The 16,883-nt window shown below is 63.8% G+C and carries 15 protein-coding genes; 9 read left to right on the forward strand and 6 right to left on the reverse strand.

The window, feature by feature from the left end; genetic code table 11:
* The first annotated feature begins 88 nt into the window (after positions 1 to 88).
* The 3 genes from ACH488_RS10775 (at position 89) to ACH488_RS10785 (ending at position 4,378) form a co-directional block, all read left to right on the forward strand.
* On the forward strand, positions 89 to 1,063 hold the full coding sequence (locus ACH488_RS10775) for an acyl-CoA thioesterase (RefSeq protein ID WP_397324120.1): 975 nt from the start codon (positions 89 to 91) through the stop codon (positions 1,061 to 1,063).
* A gap of 106 nt (positions 1,064 to 1,169) precedes the next feature.
* Positions 1,170 to 3,758: a LuxR C-terminal-related transcriptional regulator gene (locus ACH488_RS10780; RefSeq protein WP_397324121.1), complete on the forward strand. Its 2,589-nt coding sequence runs from the start codon at positions 1,170 to 1,172 to the stop codon at positions 3,756 to 3,758.
* A gap of 8 nt (positions 3,759 to 3,766) precedes the next feature.
* Positions 3,767 to 4,378: a hypothetical protein gene (locus tag ACH488_RS10785; protein WP_397324122.1), complete on the forward strand. Its 612-nt coding sequence runs from the start codon at positions 3,767 to 3,769 to the stop codon at positions 4,376 to 4,378.
* Between the two features lie 111 nt (positions 4,379 to 4,489).
* On the opposite strand, the gene ACH488_RS10790 is transcribed toward ACH488_RS10785, so the two are convergent.
* The 5 genes from ACH488_RS10790 to ACH488_RS10810 form a co-directional block, all read right to left on the reverse strand.
* A complete protein-coding gene (locus tag ACH488_RS10790; protein WP_397324123.1) occupies positions 4,490 to 5,221 on the reverse strand; it encodes a hypothetical protein in 732 nt (243 codons plus the stop codon).
* 82 nt (positions 5,222 to 5,303) lie between these two features.
* Positions 5,304 to 5,960, reverse strand: a complete 657-nt coding sequence (locus ACH488_RS10795) for a GntR family transcriptional regulator (protein ID WP_397324124.1) — start codon at positions 5,958 to 5,960, stop codon at positions 5,304 to 5,306.
* A gap of 122 nt (positions 5,961 to 6,082) precedes the next feature.
* Positions 6,083 to 7,117: a transketolase family protein gene (locus ACH488_RS10800; RefSeq protein WP_397324263.1), complete on the reverse strand. Its 1,035-nt coding sequence runs from the start codon at positions 7,115 to 7,117 to the stop codon at positions 6,083 to 6,085.
* Positions 7,118 to 7,122: 5 nt separating this feature from the next.
* Positions 7,123 to 8,016, reverse strand: coding sequence for a transketolase (locus ACH488_RS10805; protein ID WP_397324126.1), 894 nt, complete (start codon positions 8,014 to 8,016; stop codon positions 7,123 to 7,125).
* A 63-nt stretch (positions 8,017 to 8,079) separates the two neighbouring features.
* The gene (locus tag ACH488_RS10810) at positions 8,080 to 9,417 is read right to left on the reverse strand and encodes an MFS transporter (RefSeq protein WP_397324127.1); all 1,338 of its coding nucleotides are present in this window, start codon (positions 9,415 to 9,417) and stop codon (positions 8,080 to 8,082) included.
* A gap of 205 nt (positions 9,418 to 9,622) precedes the next feature.
* Here ACH488_RS10810 and ACH488_RS10815 point away from each other — a divergent pair, with 205 nt between their 5' ends.
* The 6 genes from ACH488_RS10815 (at position 9,623) to ACH488_RS10840 (ending at position 14,462) form a co-directional block, all read left to right on the forward strand.
* On the forward strand, positions 9,623 to 10,465 hold the full coding sequence (locus tag ACH488_RS10815) for a sugar phosphate isomerase/epimerase family protein (RefSeq protein WP_397324128.1): 843 nt from the start codon (positions 9,623 to 9,625) through the stop codon (positions 10,463 to 10,465).
* 28 nt (positions 10,466 to 10,493) lie between these two features.
* Entirely contained in the window at positions 10,494 to 11,267 is a 774-nt protein-coding gene (locus ACH488_RS10820) for an SDR family NAD(P)-dependent oxidoreductase (protein ID WP_397324129.1), read from the forward strand.
* A 41-nt stretch (positions 11,268 to 11,308) separates the two neighbouring features.
* Positions 11,309 to 13,048: a dihydroxyacetone kinase family protein gene (locus tag ACH488_RS10825; protein WP_397324131.1), complete on the forward strand. Its 1,740-nt coding sequence runs from the start codon at positions 11,309 to 11,311 to the stop codon at positions 13,046 to 13,048.
* A 10-nt stretch (positions 13,049 to 13,058) separates the two neighbouring features.
* Positions 13,059 to 13,517, forward strand: a complete 459-nt coding sequence (locus ACH488_RS10830) for a ribose-5-phosphate isomerase (RefSeq protein WP_397324132.1) — start codon at positions 13,059 to 13,061, stop codon at positions 13,515 to 13,517.
* A 135-nt stretch (positions 13,518 to 13,652) separates the two neighbouring features.
* Positions 13,653 to 14,033, forward strand: a complete 381-nt coding sequence (locus ACH488_RS10835; RefSeq protein WP_397324133.1) for a DUF1304 family protein — start codon at positions 13,653 to 13,655, stop codon at positions 14,031 to 14,033.
* Positions 14,034 to 14,087: 54 nt separating this feature from the next.
* Positions 14,088 to 14,462, forward strand: coding sequence for a VOC family protein (locus ACH488_RS10840; RefSeq protein ID WP_397324134.1), 375 nt, complete (start codon positions 14,088 to 14,090; stop codon positions 14,460 to 14,462).
* A gap of 665 nt (positions 14,463 to 15,127) precedes the next feature.
* On the opposite strand, the gene dnaB is transcribed toward ACH488_RS10840, so the two are convergent.
* Entirely contained in the window at positions 15,128 to 16,513 is a 1,386-nt protein-coding gene (gene dnaB / locus ACH488_RS10845) for a replicative DNA helicase (protein WP_397324136.1), read from the reverse strand.
* Between the last annotated feature and the right edge of the window lie 370 nt (positions 16,514 to 16,883).

A 16,883-nucleotide genomic window follows, 5' to 3' on the forward strand; every position in this document is an offset into this window, starting at 1 on the left:
AATCGGCGGATTGGCGCGTCTGGCCCACGCGACAACAGGGCAGCGACTTACGCACGTAACAGAAACATGGCGCCAGTAAACTGCCAGCATGAGCGAGTCCCCCGCGAATTCAGTGACCCTCCGCTTCCTCGCAGCCCCCATGGACGTGGGCCACAGCGGCTCCGTCGATGCCGGCACGGTACTGGAATGGGTGGACAAAGCCGCTTACGCCGCGGCTGTGGGCTGGGCAAAGTCCTACTGCGTCACGGCATACGTGGGCAATATCCATTTCGCGGATCCCGTGAACAGCGGAGACATGGTTGAGGTCACCTCCACCATCGTCTACACGGGCCGTTCATCGATGCACATCCATACAGTGGTGAGTTCCCGCGACCCCAAGGGTGGGCCGGAGACCATGCACAGCCAATGCATGGTGATCTTCGTAGCTGTCGGATCGGACGGGAAGCCCATCCCTGTTCCCCAATTCGAGCCCGCCACTCCGGAAGAGGTGGAGGCCCGTGAACATGCACTCGCGCGCATTGAAGTGCGCGAGCAGATCGTCAACGCCATGAACGCTCAGGAATATACCGACGCCGGCACCGCCGAGCGCGTCACGCTGCGTTTCATGGCGTCCCCCACGGACGTCAACTGGGGCGGCAAGGTCCACGGCGGCATCGTGATGAAGTGGATCGATGAAGCGGCCTACGTCTGCGCCTCCCGCTATTGCGGCAAGGACACAGTGGCAGTGTTCTCCGGCGGTGTCCGCTTCTACCGGCCTCTGCTGATCGGCCACGTGGTGGAGGTGGAAGCCCGCCTCGTCTATACGGGTGCCAAAGGTATGCACATCGCCGTACATGTCCGGTCCGGCGACCCGAAAACGCGTGAAATGAACCTGACCACCTACTGCCTCACCGTAATGGTTGCCCGTGACGAGACCGGGACGGCGGTTCCCATCCCTGCCTGGGTGCCGGTGTCCGATGAGGACAAGCAGCTTCACGCGCACGCCCGGGAGCTCCTTGAGATTCGCGGACGCGCACCTGGAAACAGGCTGCCAGACCACCTGTTGAAGGCCGCCGGCCACTGATCCTGCCGGCTTTGCCGGAAATCTTCCCAGTTCTCCAACACGATCCGCGCATGCGCTCCACATTGACTATGCAGGAAAGCAGCACCATGCAGTCGGAGAGCGGGCATTGCATAACCACACAATTGATCGTGTTCTGGGATACGTGGCCAAGGGCTTGGGTGTCAGGATCGTGGGCGCCCCCGGGAGCGGCAAGTCCACTCTCGTAAGGTCCCTGGTTGCCCGGCTTGAGGAAGACGGTGTTGAAGTCTTCACCATGTTCGGCACTCCCGCGCTGGCCGCCGTGCCCTTCGCCGGTGTCTTGTCCCTGGGACTCGACTTCAATTCCCGGACCATCGGAATCCTCGGTGTCTCGGACTACCTTTCGGCCCAGTTTGCCCGGACCGGGGCCCGCGTGATGGTGATCGACGACGTCGGCAACCTTGACCGGGAATCACTGGCCGTAGTGAACATTCTGCGGTCCCGCGCCAACGTGCCTCTGGTCATCACCGTGAATGACAATCCTCTCCATCCCACAGCACCTGCCGGCCTGTTGGCCTGTCTTCCCGAAGCATCAGTGGCTCTCCCCGCGCTCGGATTTGGACAGATCAACAAGCTCATCGCGAAGATTCTCGGGGCTCCGGCTGAGGTGGATGTCGCGGCCCATGTCCTCACCAAGTCGGGCGGCAATTTGCGCCTGGCCGTTCGTCTCGTAGAAAGCTCCGTCCTCAGTGGAGGCCTGTTGCTCAAGAACGGCCGCTGGTCCATGCCCGGTGCCGGTTTGATGAATGAACACCTGTACGGCGCGCTCGAAGCCCTGCTTCAGGGCCTGCGGACCCACCAGCTCCGCGCACTCCACAAGATGTCGTTGCTCGGACCCACACCCGTCAGCCAACTCGTAGCAACGGTGGGCGAAGATGCCTTGGACGATCTGGAGGTTGGCGGACTGATTTCGGTGGTCAGCGGCCCGGACGGCACTCCTGTGGCCACAGTCTTCCCGCCCCTGCTGGACGACTACCTCGCAGCACGCGCCGTTGGGTCCAGGAGGGTTCTTCAAAGCACCCTGACGGGAAGAGTTGGCAGCCACGCCCTTGCCGAGGCACCCACCAACCGCCTGCCCGCCGCAGTGGCCGCCATCCGCGCGGAAATGAACGGTAACCATGCGGCCACGAACCGCTATTTCCAGCAGCGCTCCGAGGCCATGGAGAGAGACCACTTCTCGGCATGGGAGCACCAACGGAACCTGGCCAACGCGGTGCCGCTTCTGGCCTGCTACTGGGGAGCGCCGGTGGATCCCGAACGGGTCCAGGAAGTCTTCAGCCGGACCGACATGGAGTCCGGCACGGCGGGGGAGCTGTTTTTCTTCACCATGACCCAGGCCTGGTGGATGTACACCGCTAGGGGCGACCTCAAAGGAGGCGTAGCACTTCTCCGCACCACGGCGTCCAGGGAGCCCCGCCTGCGCCCGGAAGCCGAAGCATTCATCAGCTTCCTTGAGGCATCGTGCGCCGCAGACGGCAAGGTGACCATCCCCGATCCGGAACCAGGACTGCCAGGGGGCGCCTTTGCCATCATCAAAGGAATCCTGGAGCTGTACAGCCTCAAACCTGGGGCAGCCCTGACCAGCATCGCTGCGGGCGACATGCCGGACGAACTCCAACGCTTCGAAACCTTCATCCGCGGGTTGGCCCTGTTCGCGAGCGGACGTGTCGAGGAGTCCCTGATCCTGGCGCTTGCCTCGCGACAGAAGGCGATGCAGGAGATCGACCAATTCACCCTGGTGAGCCAGAGCTACCTCGCTGCCCTGTCCCTGCAGAACTACGGCTTGTTCGACGAAGCCGAGTATCTGATGGGGCGGTCCTTTTCCTTCGGCACACCCAGCCCCCTCCTGAATTCCTTGCACGACGCCATGCTGCGTTTGTCCTCCTTACGCGCTGGGGATGGCGGCGGCACCGAGGGCACCCCGGCAAAAGCCCCCGACGTCGGCCCCCTCCCCGGAGTGGGTACGGGCCTGCTGGACCTGGCCGCCAGCCGTCCCGTCAGCGCAAAGTCCTTCGACCAGCTGGCCAGTCGTCTCGTGTCGAAGGCCTTGGCCCGCGGGTTCGTCTTCGAAGCCGTGCACACCGGCATTTTCGCCTTAGGGCTGCTGCCCGGCCCCCGGGTCCGGGACCTGCTCAAGGGCATCCTGCGAGAACGGGGACTGGCCGTCCATGACCAACTCCTTGCCGCCGCAGATGCTGCCATTGAAGGCGACGTGGTGCGGCTCCGGCACGTTCTGGACACCTACGTGCCGGATGCAGACACGTACCACATCTGCATGGTTCTGCGAGGAGCCGCTCAACGGTGGCAACTAAGCGGGGAACCGGACATATCACGTGAACTCGCCCGGGCCGCCAAGGATTTCAGCGCCAGGTTCCGACCAACCGGTGCCCTCTTCGACTTCTGCTCAGAAGCACCCGGTTCCTCCCTCACAGTGCGGGAGATCGAGGTGGCGATGGTCGCGGGCCAGCAAAGCAACCAGGACATCGCCGAGCACTTGGGGATCAGCATCCGCACGGTGGAAAGCCACATCTCCAATGCTTTACGCAAAACGGACTCCACAACACGGAAGCAACTCGCAGACCTGGTGCAGGGGATGCCGGAGGAGTCCCGTGTGGGTGCTGTGGGAGGTTTCCCGGATCAAGAGACAAACCGGCTCAACGCCGTACTGGAAGGTTAAGGACAGCCATGACAAACCCTGTTGAATCCCACTGGGCGAATTTCCGTTCCCAGAAACTGAGCAAGGCCACCCAGGGCTCGCGCCTCCGGGTCATCAGCAATAACCGTCAGTTCACGTCGCTGGTGCATTGGGCCACGGTCTCGCTGCAGTCCAGGATGCCGGGAAGCGTGGTGGTAGCAGACGGCGCCATGCCGGACCTGGAAGGAAGCGTCAGCGATTTAGTGCAGGCCGGCAAACGGGTGCTCGTTTACGGCGGCGTCCTGCACAGTTCACGCGTCTTGGGCCTCATGAATCTGGGAGTGCGCGGCTACGTGCCCGAGACGGCAACGCTCCAGGTGCTGCTCAGTGCGGTCAAAAGCATTTCCGACGACGGCACGCACCTGCCGTTCGACCCCGACTCCGGTCGTGAATGCATCGCTTTGACGGCGGCTGAGGAAATTGCCGCGGACGCCTACCTTCTGGACGCCCAGGAGCTCCCGCGCATGGAGGTGGCAAGACGGCTGGGCATCGCCGATGCCACCCTGCGGAACCACCTCGCATCGGTTCGACGCAAGTTGGGGATAGGCCCGCGGACCAGCCGGGCAGCGGTGAGCCGCCGGTACCGCGCCACCCTGCGGTGAGCACGCGGCTTGAAGCAATTGCCCGGCACCGGCACCGGTTATCTCCGTGGCCAAGGCATCCCGGCTCAGTGTTTACTGCCGGCCTCCTCAGTGGTGCCATGCCCCAGCCGGCTACCACCGTCCAACGGCGTGCCACTGGTTGTCCGTGATGCTGTAGCCAATGTCTTGGAGGGCCTTGGCCAGCTCTCCCCTGGTGACGCAACGCAGACCGGCGTCCGTGAGCTTCTTCCGTCCACGTGCCAGATGTCCGCGCACAGTGGTGGTCCTGAGACCCAAGGCTTGGGCCAAGGCCGATGCGGTGAGCGCACGTCGGCGGGCATAGAGCTCCAGTACTTGGATTTCCCTGTCCGTCAGTTCCTTGCCGACGCTTGGCTGGGGAACCAGGGGCCGGGTTGATCCAAGGACCACGGCTTCAATCAGGCGGGGAATCTCCGCCGCCGTGCTGTCCGGGTCGAGGATGGCGACGGCTCCTTCAGCGGACAGCGCTGCCCGTTGGGAGGGGGTCACCTGGCCAAGTACCAAGCAGCGGCGTCCGGCAGCAGTCAGGGACCGCACTTTGAGCGGCAGCGGAACGAGGTCATCCGCATATGCGTCCAGGACCACCCACAAGGCGGCTTCGAGGGGATCCTGCAGGAGCAGCGAGGACCAGGACGTGTGGATTCCGCCCAACGTGACGGTGGTGGCACGCCTCTTCCACTCCCAGGCGACTGCGCTGGCCAGGATGGGATTTCTGTGGACGAAGTCGACGTCGGGACGCTCGGCCGGCTCTGCGTCGGGTCCCGGTGAAGGTGAGTCAGAGGACGGGTTTTCGGCGATGGGGGAAGGTGGGCGTTGAACTGGCACCCGGACAAACTAGCCTTCGCCTCAACGCTCCTCAGTGGCGGTTAGCGCACTCTCTCAGTGGTGGGCCAACAGTTCGGCCAGGCTATCCCACCAGGTTTTCTGCAGCACCGTCCATGTGCGAGATGATCGTTTCGCGTGCCTTCGCAGCGTTGCCCGTCTCGATCGCCGCAACGATGTCGTAGTGCCTGCCAACACTCATGTTCCCCGTGGCCCGTTCCACCCCGGCGAACATGATGGACATGCGGATGGAGCCTTCCAAAGACTCCCACTGGTGCAGCAGGGTCTCGTTGCCGGAGAGGCGGCACAGCGTGCGGTGGAATTCAAGGTCAGCCTCGATCTGCTCTTCCAAGGAGGATTCACTCGCCTTGCCCATGGCCTCCACGGCCTCTCGCAGTTCCCTGAGGGCCGCTTCCTTGTCAGGCATGTCGCTGAGCGTGCGGGCGGCCAGCGATTCGAGGACCCCCCGGACGGAAAAGATGTCCCGGATCTCCTTCACGTCCAGGTGGCGGACGGAAAGGCGTCCGCGTGCTCCGGCGGAAACCAGGCCTTCCTGTTCAAGCTGGCGGAGGGCTTCGCGAAGTGTTCCCCGGCTGATCTGGAGCATGTCGGACAGCTCGGTCTCCACAAGATGCCGCCCGGGTTCCAGCTCGCCGCAGGTAATGGCACCCCTTAGAGCGATGAGTGCCTGCTCGCGAAGGCTCTTCTTCTCCAGTCCCAGGAGGGATGCGCCAAGGGCCATGATCTTTCCTCAATATCTTCGGGCAACAGCCGACAGTCCGGTGTTAACTGTCGATACTACGGGCAGGGGCGCGGTACCGGCAGTATCGCCGGTTCCGCGCCCCGTGCTTGTGACTTTCGCGGTCAGGCGAGTTCCGCCAGGACCTTGGCGACGATGCGGTCCACGGAGAGACCGTAACGTTCATGGAGTGTGGGCAGCGCACCGGCGTCGAGGAACTGGTCCGGGAGCGCGATGGGTACCACGCGTTTGCCGAGGCCCGCGCTTACGACGGCGGAGGCAACAGTTTCGAACAGACCGCCAACTACGGTGTGGTTCTCCAGGGTGACGGCGAGCCGGTCGGTGTTGAGTTCGGCCAGCACGGTGGCGGAGTCGAAGGGCTTGATGGTGGGGGTGTGCACCACGGCCACGTCCACGTTGTGCTTGGCCAAGGCGTCTGCCGCCTGCAGGGCGCGCATGGTCATCAGCCCGGAGGAGACAAACACCACGTCGTTGCCGCCGCGCAGGACTTTGGCTTTGCCGAGTTCGAACGTGTAATCGTACTCGTCCAGGACGGTGGGCACGTTCCCACGCAGCAAGCGCAGGTACGTGGGTCCATCGGACGCGGCCAGTTGGGGAACGGCCTGCTCAATGTCCACGGAGTCACAGGGGTCCACGATGGTCAGGTTAGGCATGCCGCGGAAGATCGCCATGTCCTCGGTGGCCTGGTGGCTGGGGCCGTAGCCGGTGGTGAGACCGGGCAGTCCGCCCACGATGTTGACGTTGAGGTTCGGCTCGGCGATGTCCAGGCACAGGAAGTCGTAGGCACGTCGAGCGGCGAACACGGAGTAGGTGGAGGCGAACGGGACCAAGCCGGTCTCGGCCATGCCGGCAGCAGCACCGAAGAGCAGTTGCTCGGCCATGCCCATCTGGAAGAATCGTTCCGGAAAGGCCTTGGCAAAGATATGCATGTCCGTGTACTTACCCAGGTCCGCGGTCAAGCCAACGATCTTGGGATTGGCCTCGGCCGCGGCCACCAAGGCGTGTCCGAACGGTGCGGAGGTGGTCTTCTGGCCGGGATCCGCGAACGAGGCGATCATCGCAGAGGTCTTCAGCTTTGGCTTCCCAGCCGAAGCCGAAGCGCCCGCGGCCGGGCCTGCCGCCGTCGTGGTTGTTGTCACTGAGCTCATGCCGTGGCCGTCCCTTCGTATCCAGCGGTCAGCTGCTCACGGCAGATCTGCCATTCGTGTTCTTCGATGCGCATGAAGTGCGCTTTCTCGCGGGCCTCCAGCAACGGCACCCCGCGCCCCACTTTCGTGTCGCACAGGATCACCGACGGCTGGCCGGAAGCGCCCGAAGCAGCCCGGCGCCCGGCGATGTTGTCGAACGCAGCCAGCAGCGCACCGACGTCGTTCCCGTCCACCCGCTGGGTGTACCAGCCGAACGATTCCCACTTCTCCGTCACAGGTTCGGTGCGCAGCACCGTGTTCGTGGCGCCGTCGGCCTGGAGGGCGTTGATGTCCACCATCGCCGTCAGGTTTCCGAGCTGGTGGTGGTGCGCGCCCATGGCTGCCTCCCACGTGGAACCTTCGTCGAGTTCACCGTCGGAGAGGAAATTGATGACCCGGGAAGCAGAACCCTGCGCCCGCAACCCGAGGGCCATACCCACGGCGATCGTCAGGCCGTGGCCCAGCGAACCGCCGGAAATTTCCATGCCCGGGGTGTAGGTGGACATGCCGGACATCGGAAGGCGGGAATCATCCGAGCCGTAGGTCTCAAGCTCGGCCACTGGCACAATGCCGGCCTCGGCCAACGCCGCGTAGTGGCCGATCGCGTAGTGGCCCGTAGAGAGCAGGAACCGGTCCCGGCCTTCCCAATGCGGGTCCTCGGCCCGGAAGCTGAGTTGGTCGGAGTAGACAGAAGCGAGCATGTCCGCTGCGCCCAGGGCCTGGCCGACGTATCCCTGGCCCTGCACCTCGCCCATGTTCAAGGCGTGGTGGCGGATTCGGTAGGCGGCGGCGCTGATGCGGTCCACGCGTTCCGCAGCGGGGGCGGCCGTTTCGACTGGAGTGAGAGTCACTGGTTTCCTTCCGGAGACGGGCGCGGTCCGATGGGGAGAGCGCGCCCGACGTCGTGTGGGTGCTTAGGCGGATACCGAATGGGGCGTGTTGTTGGCAGCTTCTTCGGCGAGCTGACGCTCGCGCTTGCCCCAGGTTTCCTTGGTGACGACAGCAGCCCAGAGGCCAATCGCACCGTAGATGCTGAACAGGGCGGCCGGGCCCACCCATCCGAAGCTGACGAACAGCAGGGTGGTGATGAACGGCGTGAAGCCGGAAACCATGGCGGAGATCTGGTAGGCGAGCGAGGCTCCCGAGGACCGGGTCTTGGCCTGGAACAGCTCTGGGAACCAAGCACCCTGGGCGCCGGCGAGGGAGTTCTGGCACACAGCGTAGGCGATCACGATGGTGGCGATGATGAAGATGAACAGGCCGGTGTTGACCAGGAGGAACATCGGGATGCCGAAGACCACTGCGAAGGCGGTGGACCAGATGTAGACCGGACGGCGGCCTACCTTGTCCGTCAGCTTGCCCCAGGCGTAGGTGGCGAAGATACCAATGGCGGCGGCGATGCAGAGGGCAACCAGGGTCTGGGTCTTGTCGGCGAGCTTGGTGCTGTGCAGGTAGGAAATCATGTACGTCACGGAGACTGCGTAGCCGGCGGTTTCGGCGATGCGGAGGCCGATGCCGCGGACGATGTTGCGCCAGTCGGTCTTGATGACTTCGACGATCGGGGACTTGACGATGTCACCCTTGGTCTTGACGTCCTCGAACACCGGGGATTCAGGAACCTTGGAGCGGATGATCAGGCCAACGGCCACCAGGACAATGCTGGCCAAGAACGGAACGCGCCACGCCCACTCGCTGCCCAGGCCGACGCTGCTCAGGAAGACGAGGTTGGCAAGCAGCAGTCCCACGGGGAAGCCGGCCTGCACAATGCCAGTGAATTGCCCCTTCTTGCGCCACGGTGCGTGTTCGTAGCTCATGAGGATCGCGCCACCCCACTCCGCACCGAAGGCCAGGCCCTGGATAACGCGGACGATCACCAGGAGTGCCGGCGCCAGGAGGCCCACCTGCTGGTAGGTGGGAAGCAGGCCGATGGCGAACGTCGCCAGGCCCATGAGGATCAGGGAGGCAACCAGGACGGGCTTGCGGCCGAGCTTGTCGCCAAGGTGGCCGCCAATGATGCCGCCGAGCGGGCGGGCCGCGAAGCCGACGCCGAGGGTCGCGAACGAGGCCAACGTACCAGTCACCGGGTCGGCGCCCGGGAAGAACGCCGTACCGAAGTACAGTGCGGCAGCGGTGCCGAAACCGATGAAGTCGTAGGTTTCAATGACTGCGCCAACGCCGGATCCTACGGCGACGCGCTTAGCTTCTTTGGTTCCATGAACCGGACCACGCATGGTCAGAGCTTCATTGCTCATTGCTTATTTCCCTTTCGAAGAGTGGGGCGCTTCTCCGCAACCTCACTGTCGACAGTCAACATAATACGTCAACTGTGACCGACACCACCAGCATTGTCAACAGTCAACTCCAAAGGTTGACTGTTGACAGTTAACGACTGTAACGTGGTTTGCATCACTACAGGCCCTCTCCGGCGAGGACCGCACGACTTGAGGATCAACGACGATGTTCCATCACCGACTTGGCTGTTCTTCGATCAGCTTTCGCCACCAGGACTTGGCAACAGCCTTGGAAACCATGGGCGGCCTGGGTTTCGAGGAAATTGACCTCGGGGCACTCCCCGGCGTCTGTGACCATGTGCCCTACGTCCTGGACGCCGAGGCAGTAGAGGCGGTTGCCGCCGTCGTTATTGACTCGGGAATGCGTGTCCGCTCGGTCAACGGCGACATCGGGGACCTGAACGCAACGCTCGACGCCGACGCCTGGCGAAAGCGCGAACGTCACCTCGAGATGCTGCTCAGCCTCGCGGCAAAGACCGGCGCGAAAGCGTTGGTTCTCCCCTGCGGTGCGATCGACCACGAGCCCGTCAAGAGCCTCGAGGAAGACATCGAAACCGTCGCTGCGCAGTTGATCCATGCGGCCGAACGGGCTGCGGAATTTGGAGTGGAGTTGTGGACGGAGTCCCTCCACTACTTCCGGCTTTGCTGGAACACGGAACGTGCTCAGCTGCTCGCAGACCGCCTGGCCGGTTCCGACGTCGGAATCGTCATGGACTTCAGCCACATCGTTGCCTCCGGCGGCGACCCCGTTGACTTCGTTGACCGGTTCGGCGGGCGCATCAAGCACGTCCACCTGCGGGACGCCGTTCCCGCAACCGAAACCGGGCCCGGGAACATCAACCTCAGCATCGGCAACGGCCAGGCGGACTTCGCCGGCGGCCTCTCCAAGCTCCGGGATGCCGGCTACACCGGCCACTTCTCGCTGGAACTTGAAACCCGCGACGTCACGCACGACGAGCGCCCGGCCGCCACCGCCAAGGCCGGCAGCTTCATCTCAGACCTCATCTAGTACCCCTTCAAACCACCCAAGGAGCATCATGTCCACCATCCAGCGCACCGCCGTCCTCACCGGAGCAACCTCCGAGCGCGGCATCGGCCTCACCACCGCCCGCCGCTACGCAGCCCAGGGCTGGGGCATCGCCATCCTGGACCTCGACGGCGAGAAGTCCGCCAAGGTTGCCGCCGAGATCGCCAACGAGTTCAACGTCCCCGCCTTCGGCTACGAAATCAACGTGGCCGACGAAGCTTCCGTCACCAAGGCACAGGCTGCCGTTGCCGCTGAAGTTGCCGCCGGAAACCTGCCGGTTGTGGGCGCCCTGGCGAACATCGCCGGCATCACCTCCCCCGTCCCGTTCCTGGAAACCACGCTTGAGCTGTGGCACAAGGTCATGGACGTCAACGCCACCGGCACGTACCTGGTCACCAAGGCCTTCCTGCCGGACATGATCGCCAACGGCTGGGGCCGCATCGTCAACATGTCCTCCGTCTCGGCCCAGCGTGGCGGCGGCGTCTTCGGCAAGGTTCCCTACTCCGCAGCCAAGGCCGCGATCCTCGGCTTCACCAAGGCCCTGGCCCGTGAAATCGGCGAAACCGGCGTGACCGTCAACGCCATCACCCCCGGCGCCGTGGACACCAACATCCGGGTCGGCAGCACGCAGGAGCAGGAAGACGCCATCAACGCAGGCATCCCGCTGGGCCGCAACGCCACCACCGAAGAAGTTGCCGCAGTCATCACCTTCCTCTCCTCCGAGGACTCCGCGTACCTCACGGGCACCACCATTGACATCAACGGCGGCAGCCACATCCACTAGTCCGCACTCCCCTCACCCGGACTCCAGAACCAGGACCCACCATGACCAGAATCTTCAACGATCCCGCCGACTTCGCCGACGAAGCCCTCGCTGGTTTCTGCGACGCCCACTCGGACCTTGTCCGCCAGGTCGAGGGCGGCGCGGTCCGCCGCAACAGGCCCTCCACGCCGAAGGTCGCCGTCATCACCGGCGGCGGTTCCGGCCACTACCCCGCATTCGCCGGAATCATCGGCCCGGGCTTCGCTGACGGTGCCGTGGTGGGAAACATCTTCACCTCCCCCTCTACCCAGCAGGCGTACTCCGTGGCCAAGGCAGCCAACTCCGGCGCAGGCGTCGTCTTCACTTACGGCAACTACGCCGGAGATGTCCTGAACTTCGGCATGGCCAGCGAAAGGTTGAATGCCGAGGGAATCCGTGCGGAGAACGTGCTGGTCACGGACGACATTGCCAGCGCTCCCTTGTCCGAGATCGAGAAGCGCCGCGGAATTGCCGGTGACTTCGTGGTCTTCAAGGTCATGGGTGCCGCTGCCGAAGCCGGGCAGGACCTGGAATCAGTGGTCCGGCTGGGACGGAAAGCCAACGATCACACCCGCACCATCGGGACCGCCTTCAGTGGCTGCACCTTCCCGGGTGCTGACCAGCCGCTCTTCAGTCTTCCCGAGGGACACATGGGCCTGGGCCTGGGCATCCACGGCGAACCGGGACTGTTCGACACCGAGCTGCCCACCGCCGTCGAACTCGGCAACGAACTGGTCCGCCGCGTACTGGCCGAAGCCCCCGCTGGCGCGCCGGGCCGCGTCGCCGTGATCCTCAATGGACTCGGCTCCACCAAGAACGAGGAACTCTTTGTCCTGTGGCGCACGGTGGCTCCGCTGCTTCGCGAAGCCGGGTACACGCTGGTGATGCCCGAAGTTGGCGAACTGGTGACGTCTTTGGACATGGCCGGGGTTTCGCTGACGCTGACCTGGCTGGACGAAGAGCTTGAAGAGTACTGGACGGCTCCGGCCCTGACCCCGGCGTACCGCCGCGGCTCCGTCGGGTTTGCCGTCACTGCTGCCGAAGACGCTGTGGACGAAGCTGCTGCTGTGGACACGGCCGACTACTCCTCCACAGAGGAATCACGCGCCTACGCAGGCCAATGCCTCGCGGCGCTGGAGACCACCGCGGGCTTGCTCCGCGACTCCGAGTCGATGCTGGGCGACATGGACGCCATCGCGGGCGACGGTGACCACGGACGTGGCATGGTCCGCGGATCGGCCGCCGCCCTTGAGGCCGCAGCCGCGGCCTTTGCTGCAGGCGCCGGTGCTGGTTCCGTGCTGATCGCCGGCGGCGACGCGTGGGCCGACAAGGCCGGCGGAACGTCGGGTGTCCTCTGGGGTGCCGGGCTGCGCGCCTTTGGCGAGCGGCTGGGCAATGAGCAAAGCCCGACGCCGGACGACCTCGCCCAAGCGGTTCAGGCCTTCGCAGACCGGATCACGGGACTCGGAAAGGCGGAGATCGGGGACAAGACCATGGTGGACTCATTGCTGCCCTTCACTTCCTCCCTGACATCCGCCGTGGCCTCGGGATCACCTGTTTCCGAAGCCTGGGCAACAGCTGCGGCCGCCTCAGCCGACGCGGCCGCCGCAACCGCCGACCTCCGGCCGCTCAAGGGCCGCGCCCGTCCCCTCGCCGAGAAGAGCATCGGCACTCCGGACCCCGGGGCGACATCGCTCGCCATGGTGTTTGCCGCCGTCGGACCCCTCTTCACCGCAGTTCACGCAACTGCCGCCATCAACTAGGAGTATGACCATGCGCATCATCGTGGGCGCCGACGAAGCCGGCGTTGACTACAAGGACCGGATCCTCGCGGACCTCCAGGCCGATTCACGGATCACCGAAGTGATCGACATCGGAGTCCACCGTGACGATGAAGACTTCACCAAGCCCTACCCCTACGTGGGCATCGCGGCAGGTGAAATGATCCGCGACGGCAAGGCGGACCGCGCCATCCTCTTCTGCGGCACCGGAATCGGCGTGGCCATCGCCGCCAACAAGGTCCCGGGCATCCGCGCCACCGCGGCGCACGACTCGTTCTCCGTGGAACGCTCCATCCTGTCCAACGACTGCCAGGTGCTCACCATGGGCCAGCGCGTTGTGGGCGTCGAACTGGCACGCCGCCTGGCCAAGGAATGGATCGGGTACGCGTTCGACCCCGCTTCCGGGTCCGCCGCCAAGGTGAAAGTGCTGAGCGACTTCGAGGGCTGCTAGTTCCCCGTTCCGAAGGCCAGGCCCCGCGCGATGCGTGGGGCCTGGCCTTCTCTTTTCCCGGGTTCTTGAGGGCCATTCCCTGCGGGCGTATCCTTCACGGAAACAGCCGGATCGGACATGGCCTGGAGGACGCTCATGAACCTCGTGAGTCAGATTCTTGCCGGAGTTACCGCCCTGACGCTGATTGGCGTCGGAGTACTTGAGGTCTTCTTTCACGGCGATCAACGCTTCCACCGGATCTTCCTGATCAAACCGGAGGATGTCCGGGCCGTTCGGATGTGGGCCATGAACGTGGGTGCCTACAACATCGTGTTCGGAGTCGGTTTGGCTGTCGGCTTGTGGATGGTGAACTCGGGCAGCACAGCCGGTGGAACGTCAATCGTCCTGTTCTGCTGCGCAAGCCACGTGTTCCTCGGTTTCTGGCTTTGGGTCACGGAGAAGAGTTTGCTCACAAGCGCCATTGGACAGGCGCTGATTCCCGGGCTCGCAATCGTGTTTTACCTGCTGCTTCGCTGAGAATGTGGGAACAACCTCATCAGACATGGAGTCCGCCTGGCTACACTGGCTTCCATGTCCTGCCGAATCAGTGAACTGGTCCTGAACTGCCACGACCCCGAACTCCTTGCCAGGTTCTGGAGCGACGTCCTTGGCTACGTCGAACTCGACCGGGAGGACGGTGCCATCGAAATCGGCCCACCGGAGGCGGGCTTCGGTGGACTTCAGCCAACCATCATCCTGAGCCCGAGCAATAACCCGCGCACGGGGAGACTGCCCCTCCACATCGACGTCAACCCTGTGGACCGGGACCAAGCAGCCGAGCTGGAACGTCTGCTGGCCCTCGGAGCCCGGCCCGCCGACGTCGGGCAGACCGGCGACGAACACTGGCATGTGCTGCAGGACCCCGAGGGCAACGAGTTCTGCCTGCTGCGGAGGCAGCTGGGGTAGGATAGAGCTTGCAACGGGCATTAGCCCTGAGAAGTGGGTCTGGCAGTCTTCCGGATGGTATGACGAGCCGGACCCGCGTTGTTTAAGGCGTGCAGTCGACAACGCGCTGTACCAAAGGGGCCGACTTCCTGATCCAGTCTCCCCCCTTCTGCTGACACCAAGCCACGGCGTCGCTGACCCACAACAAGGGTTCCTCATAGGCTCGGTTGTGCGTATATTGCAGGGCACTCCCGGAGTGAAGTGACCTCAAGTGATGGGCGATGAAGCGTCGGTCTGATCGCTCAAGGGATTCATCGCTTTCCAAAACGAGTCTTGCCACTCCAAGCGGAACCAAGTCATCCAGCAATTGACCCAAGCACTGCGGCCGGGCCAATTTATCCGGCACACCTCGAGCAACGTACAGGTACGTTGACAGGCCGGCATCGGCAGCGCCGCTCAGGAACGCATTCCGTGACGCATCGCTTTCGCTCTTGAAATGAACACGACGCTGGCCGGGGCGCCGCAAGGCGCTAATCGCGCGTCGCGCCGACCCAAGGTCTGCCGGGGCAACCACGGTCGCGGCAACGTAATACGCCTTCGATTTGGATTCGTCGACGAAGACATGGGCGCCCCTCTGGGCGGGGACGGTATTTCGGGCCGTTGCCATCTGTGCGGCTCTCCGCGCCTTAGAACCCGCCTCCACCGCCCGAATCGCCGGCCATGTTGGCGAAGCGTGAGTAGTGGCCCTGGAACGCTACGACGATGTCCTTGGTGGGACCGTTACGGTGCTTGGCGATAAGGATGTCCGCTTCACCAGCACGGGGAGACTCCTTGTCATAGACGTCCTCGCGATGCAGCAGGATGACCATGTCTGCGTCCTGCTCGATCGAGCCGGATTCACGGAGGTCGGACACCATGGGCCGCTTGTCCTGGCGTTGCTCGGAGCCACGGTTCAGCTGCGACAGTGCAATGACCGGCACCTGGAGTTCCTTGGCCAGCAGCTTGAGCGCACGGGAGAACTCCGAGACTTCCTGCTGCCGGGACTCCACTTTCTTGCCCGAGCTCATGAGCTGCAGGTAGTCAAGGACAACCAGCTTAAGGTCGTGCTGCTGCTTGAGCCGGCGGCACTTGGCGCGGATCTCCATGAGAGACATGTTGGGGCTGTCGTCAATGAACAGCGGGGCGTCGTTCATGCGGCCCATGGTGGTGGCGATCTTGGACCACTGCTCGTCCTTGATGGTTCCCTTGCGGAGATCCTGGAGGCTGATGGTGGCTTCGGCAGACAGGAGACGCATGGCGATCTCGTTCCGGCCCATTTCCAAGGAGAACATGACTGTGGCCATGTTGTTCTTGATTGCGGCCGAGCGGGCGAAGTCCAAAGCGAAGGTGGACTTACCAACGGCCGGACGTGCCGCGATAACGATCATCTGGCCAGGGTGGAGGCCGTGGGTGAGTTCGTCGAGCTCGTAGAAACCAGTGGGTACGCCCACCATGCCTTCGCCGCGGTGCCCGGACGCCTCAATCTCGTCCACCGTGGACTCCAGAACGTCCTTCAAAGCCACGTAGTCTTCAGCCGTACGCTTTTCGGCAACGGCGTAGACCTCGGCCTGGGCCTGGTTGACCAGGTCCTCAACCTCGCCGTCCTGGCCGTAGCCCATCTGCACGATCTTGGTGCCGGCGTTGACCAAGCGGCGCAGCACAGCGCGCTCGGCCACAATTTCGGCGTAGTACCCGGCGTTGGCGGCGGTGGGGACCGTTTGGATGAGCTCGTGCAGGTAGGCGGGACCACCGATCCGGTTGATCTCGCCACGCTTGGTCAACTCATCCGAGACAGTGACGGCGTCGGCAGGCTCGCCGCGGCCGTAAAGGTCGATGATCGACTCATAGATGGTCTCGTGTGCAGGACGGTAGAAGTCGTGCCCCCGAACGATTTCCACCACATCGGCGATGGCATCCTTGGACAGCATCATGCCGCCAAGAACAGACTGTTCGGCTGCGATGTCCTGGGGAGGTTTGCGGCTCGCTTCGGAAGAGCGGGAGCCCTCGATTGAGTCCAAATGCGTTACTGACAAAGCCGTCCTCCATATGTGTACCGCTGTAGAGATGTGGGTCCCTCAGTGGTGCGTAAAGCGCAAGTGGACCTGGGATGGTTTTGCCCGAGCCTTGCGGACCAGCCGAGTGCTCCTGTTGTATCGGCTGGGGCCGACATTTTTGGCCCACAGCAATTCCACAACTTATCCACAGAAGTATCCCCAAGCGGTTTTGCGCGCCGCTGCCTGGGGGCTGCCGGGAGGACCGATTCCATCCTGAAAGAGGTACCCCAGCCACGTTAGCGGTGCTCCGCGTAAGCACAAAGCCGGTTATCCAGCGTGGTTGTGGATAACCTGTGGAATAAGCCGCGCTCGTTGTGCACAGTCTGTGCGTTACCCTGTGGATAGAGAA

Origin of the sequence: Paenarthrobacter sp. NPDC018779 (assembly GCF_044391085.1) — a bacterium.
Lineage (GTDB): Bacteria > Actinomycetota > Actinomycetes > Actinomycetales > Micrococcaceae > Arthrobacter.

What these genes read in the sequence shown, in the direction of transcription:
- ACH488_RS10820 (WP_397324129.1), top strand. Translation starts at nt 10,494, where the DNA reads ATGTCCACCATCCAGCGCACCGCCGTCCTCACCGGAGCAACCTCCGAG.
- ACH488_RS10840 (WP_397324134.1), top strand. Translation starts at nt 14,088, where the DNA reads ATGTCCTGCCGAATCAGTGAACTGGTCCTGAACTGCCACGACCCCGAA.
- ACH488_RS10785 (WP_397324122.1), top strand. Translation starts at nt 3,767, where the DNA reads ATGACAAACCCTGTTGAATCCCACTGGGCGAATTTCCGTTCCCAGAAA.
- ACH488_RS10810 (WP_397324127.1), bottom strand. Translation starts at nt 9,417, where the DNA reads ATGAGCAATGAAGCTCTGACCATGCGTGGTCCGGTTCATGGAACCAAA.
- ACH488_RS10775 (WP_397324120.1), top strand. Translation starts at nt 89, where the DNA reads ATGAGCGAGTCCCCCGCGAATTCAGTGACCCTCCGCTTCCTCGCAGCC.
- ACH488_RS10825 (WP_397324131.1), top strand. Translation starts at nt 11,309, where the DNA reads ATGACCAGAATCTTCAACGATCCCGCCGACTTCGCCGACGAAGCCCTC.
- ACH488_RS10835 (WP_397324133.1), top strand. Translation starts at nt 13,653, where the DNA reads ATGAACCTCGTGAGTCAGATTCTTGCCGGAGTTACCGCCCTGACGCTG.
- ACH488_RS10815 (WP_397324128.1), top strand. Translation starts at nt 9,623, where the DNA reads ATGTTCCATCACCGACTTGGCTGTTCTTCGATCAGCTTTCGCCACCAG.
- ACH488_RS10830 (WP_397324132.1), top strand. Translation starts at nt 13,059, where the DNA reads ATGCGCATCATCGTGGGCGCCGACGAAGCCGGCGTTGACTACAAGGAC.
- ACH488_RS10795 (WP_397324124.1), bottom strand. Translation starts at nt 5,960, where the DNA reads ATGGCCCTTGGCGCATCCCTCCTGGGACTGGAGAAGAAGAGCCTTCGC.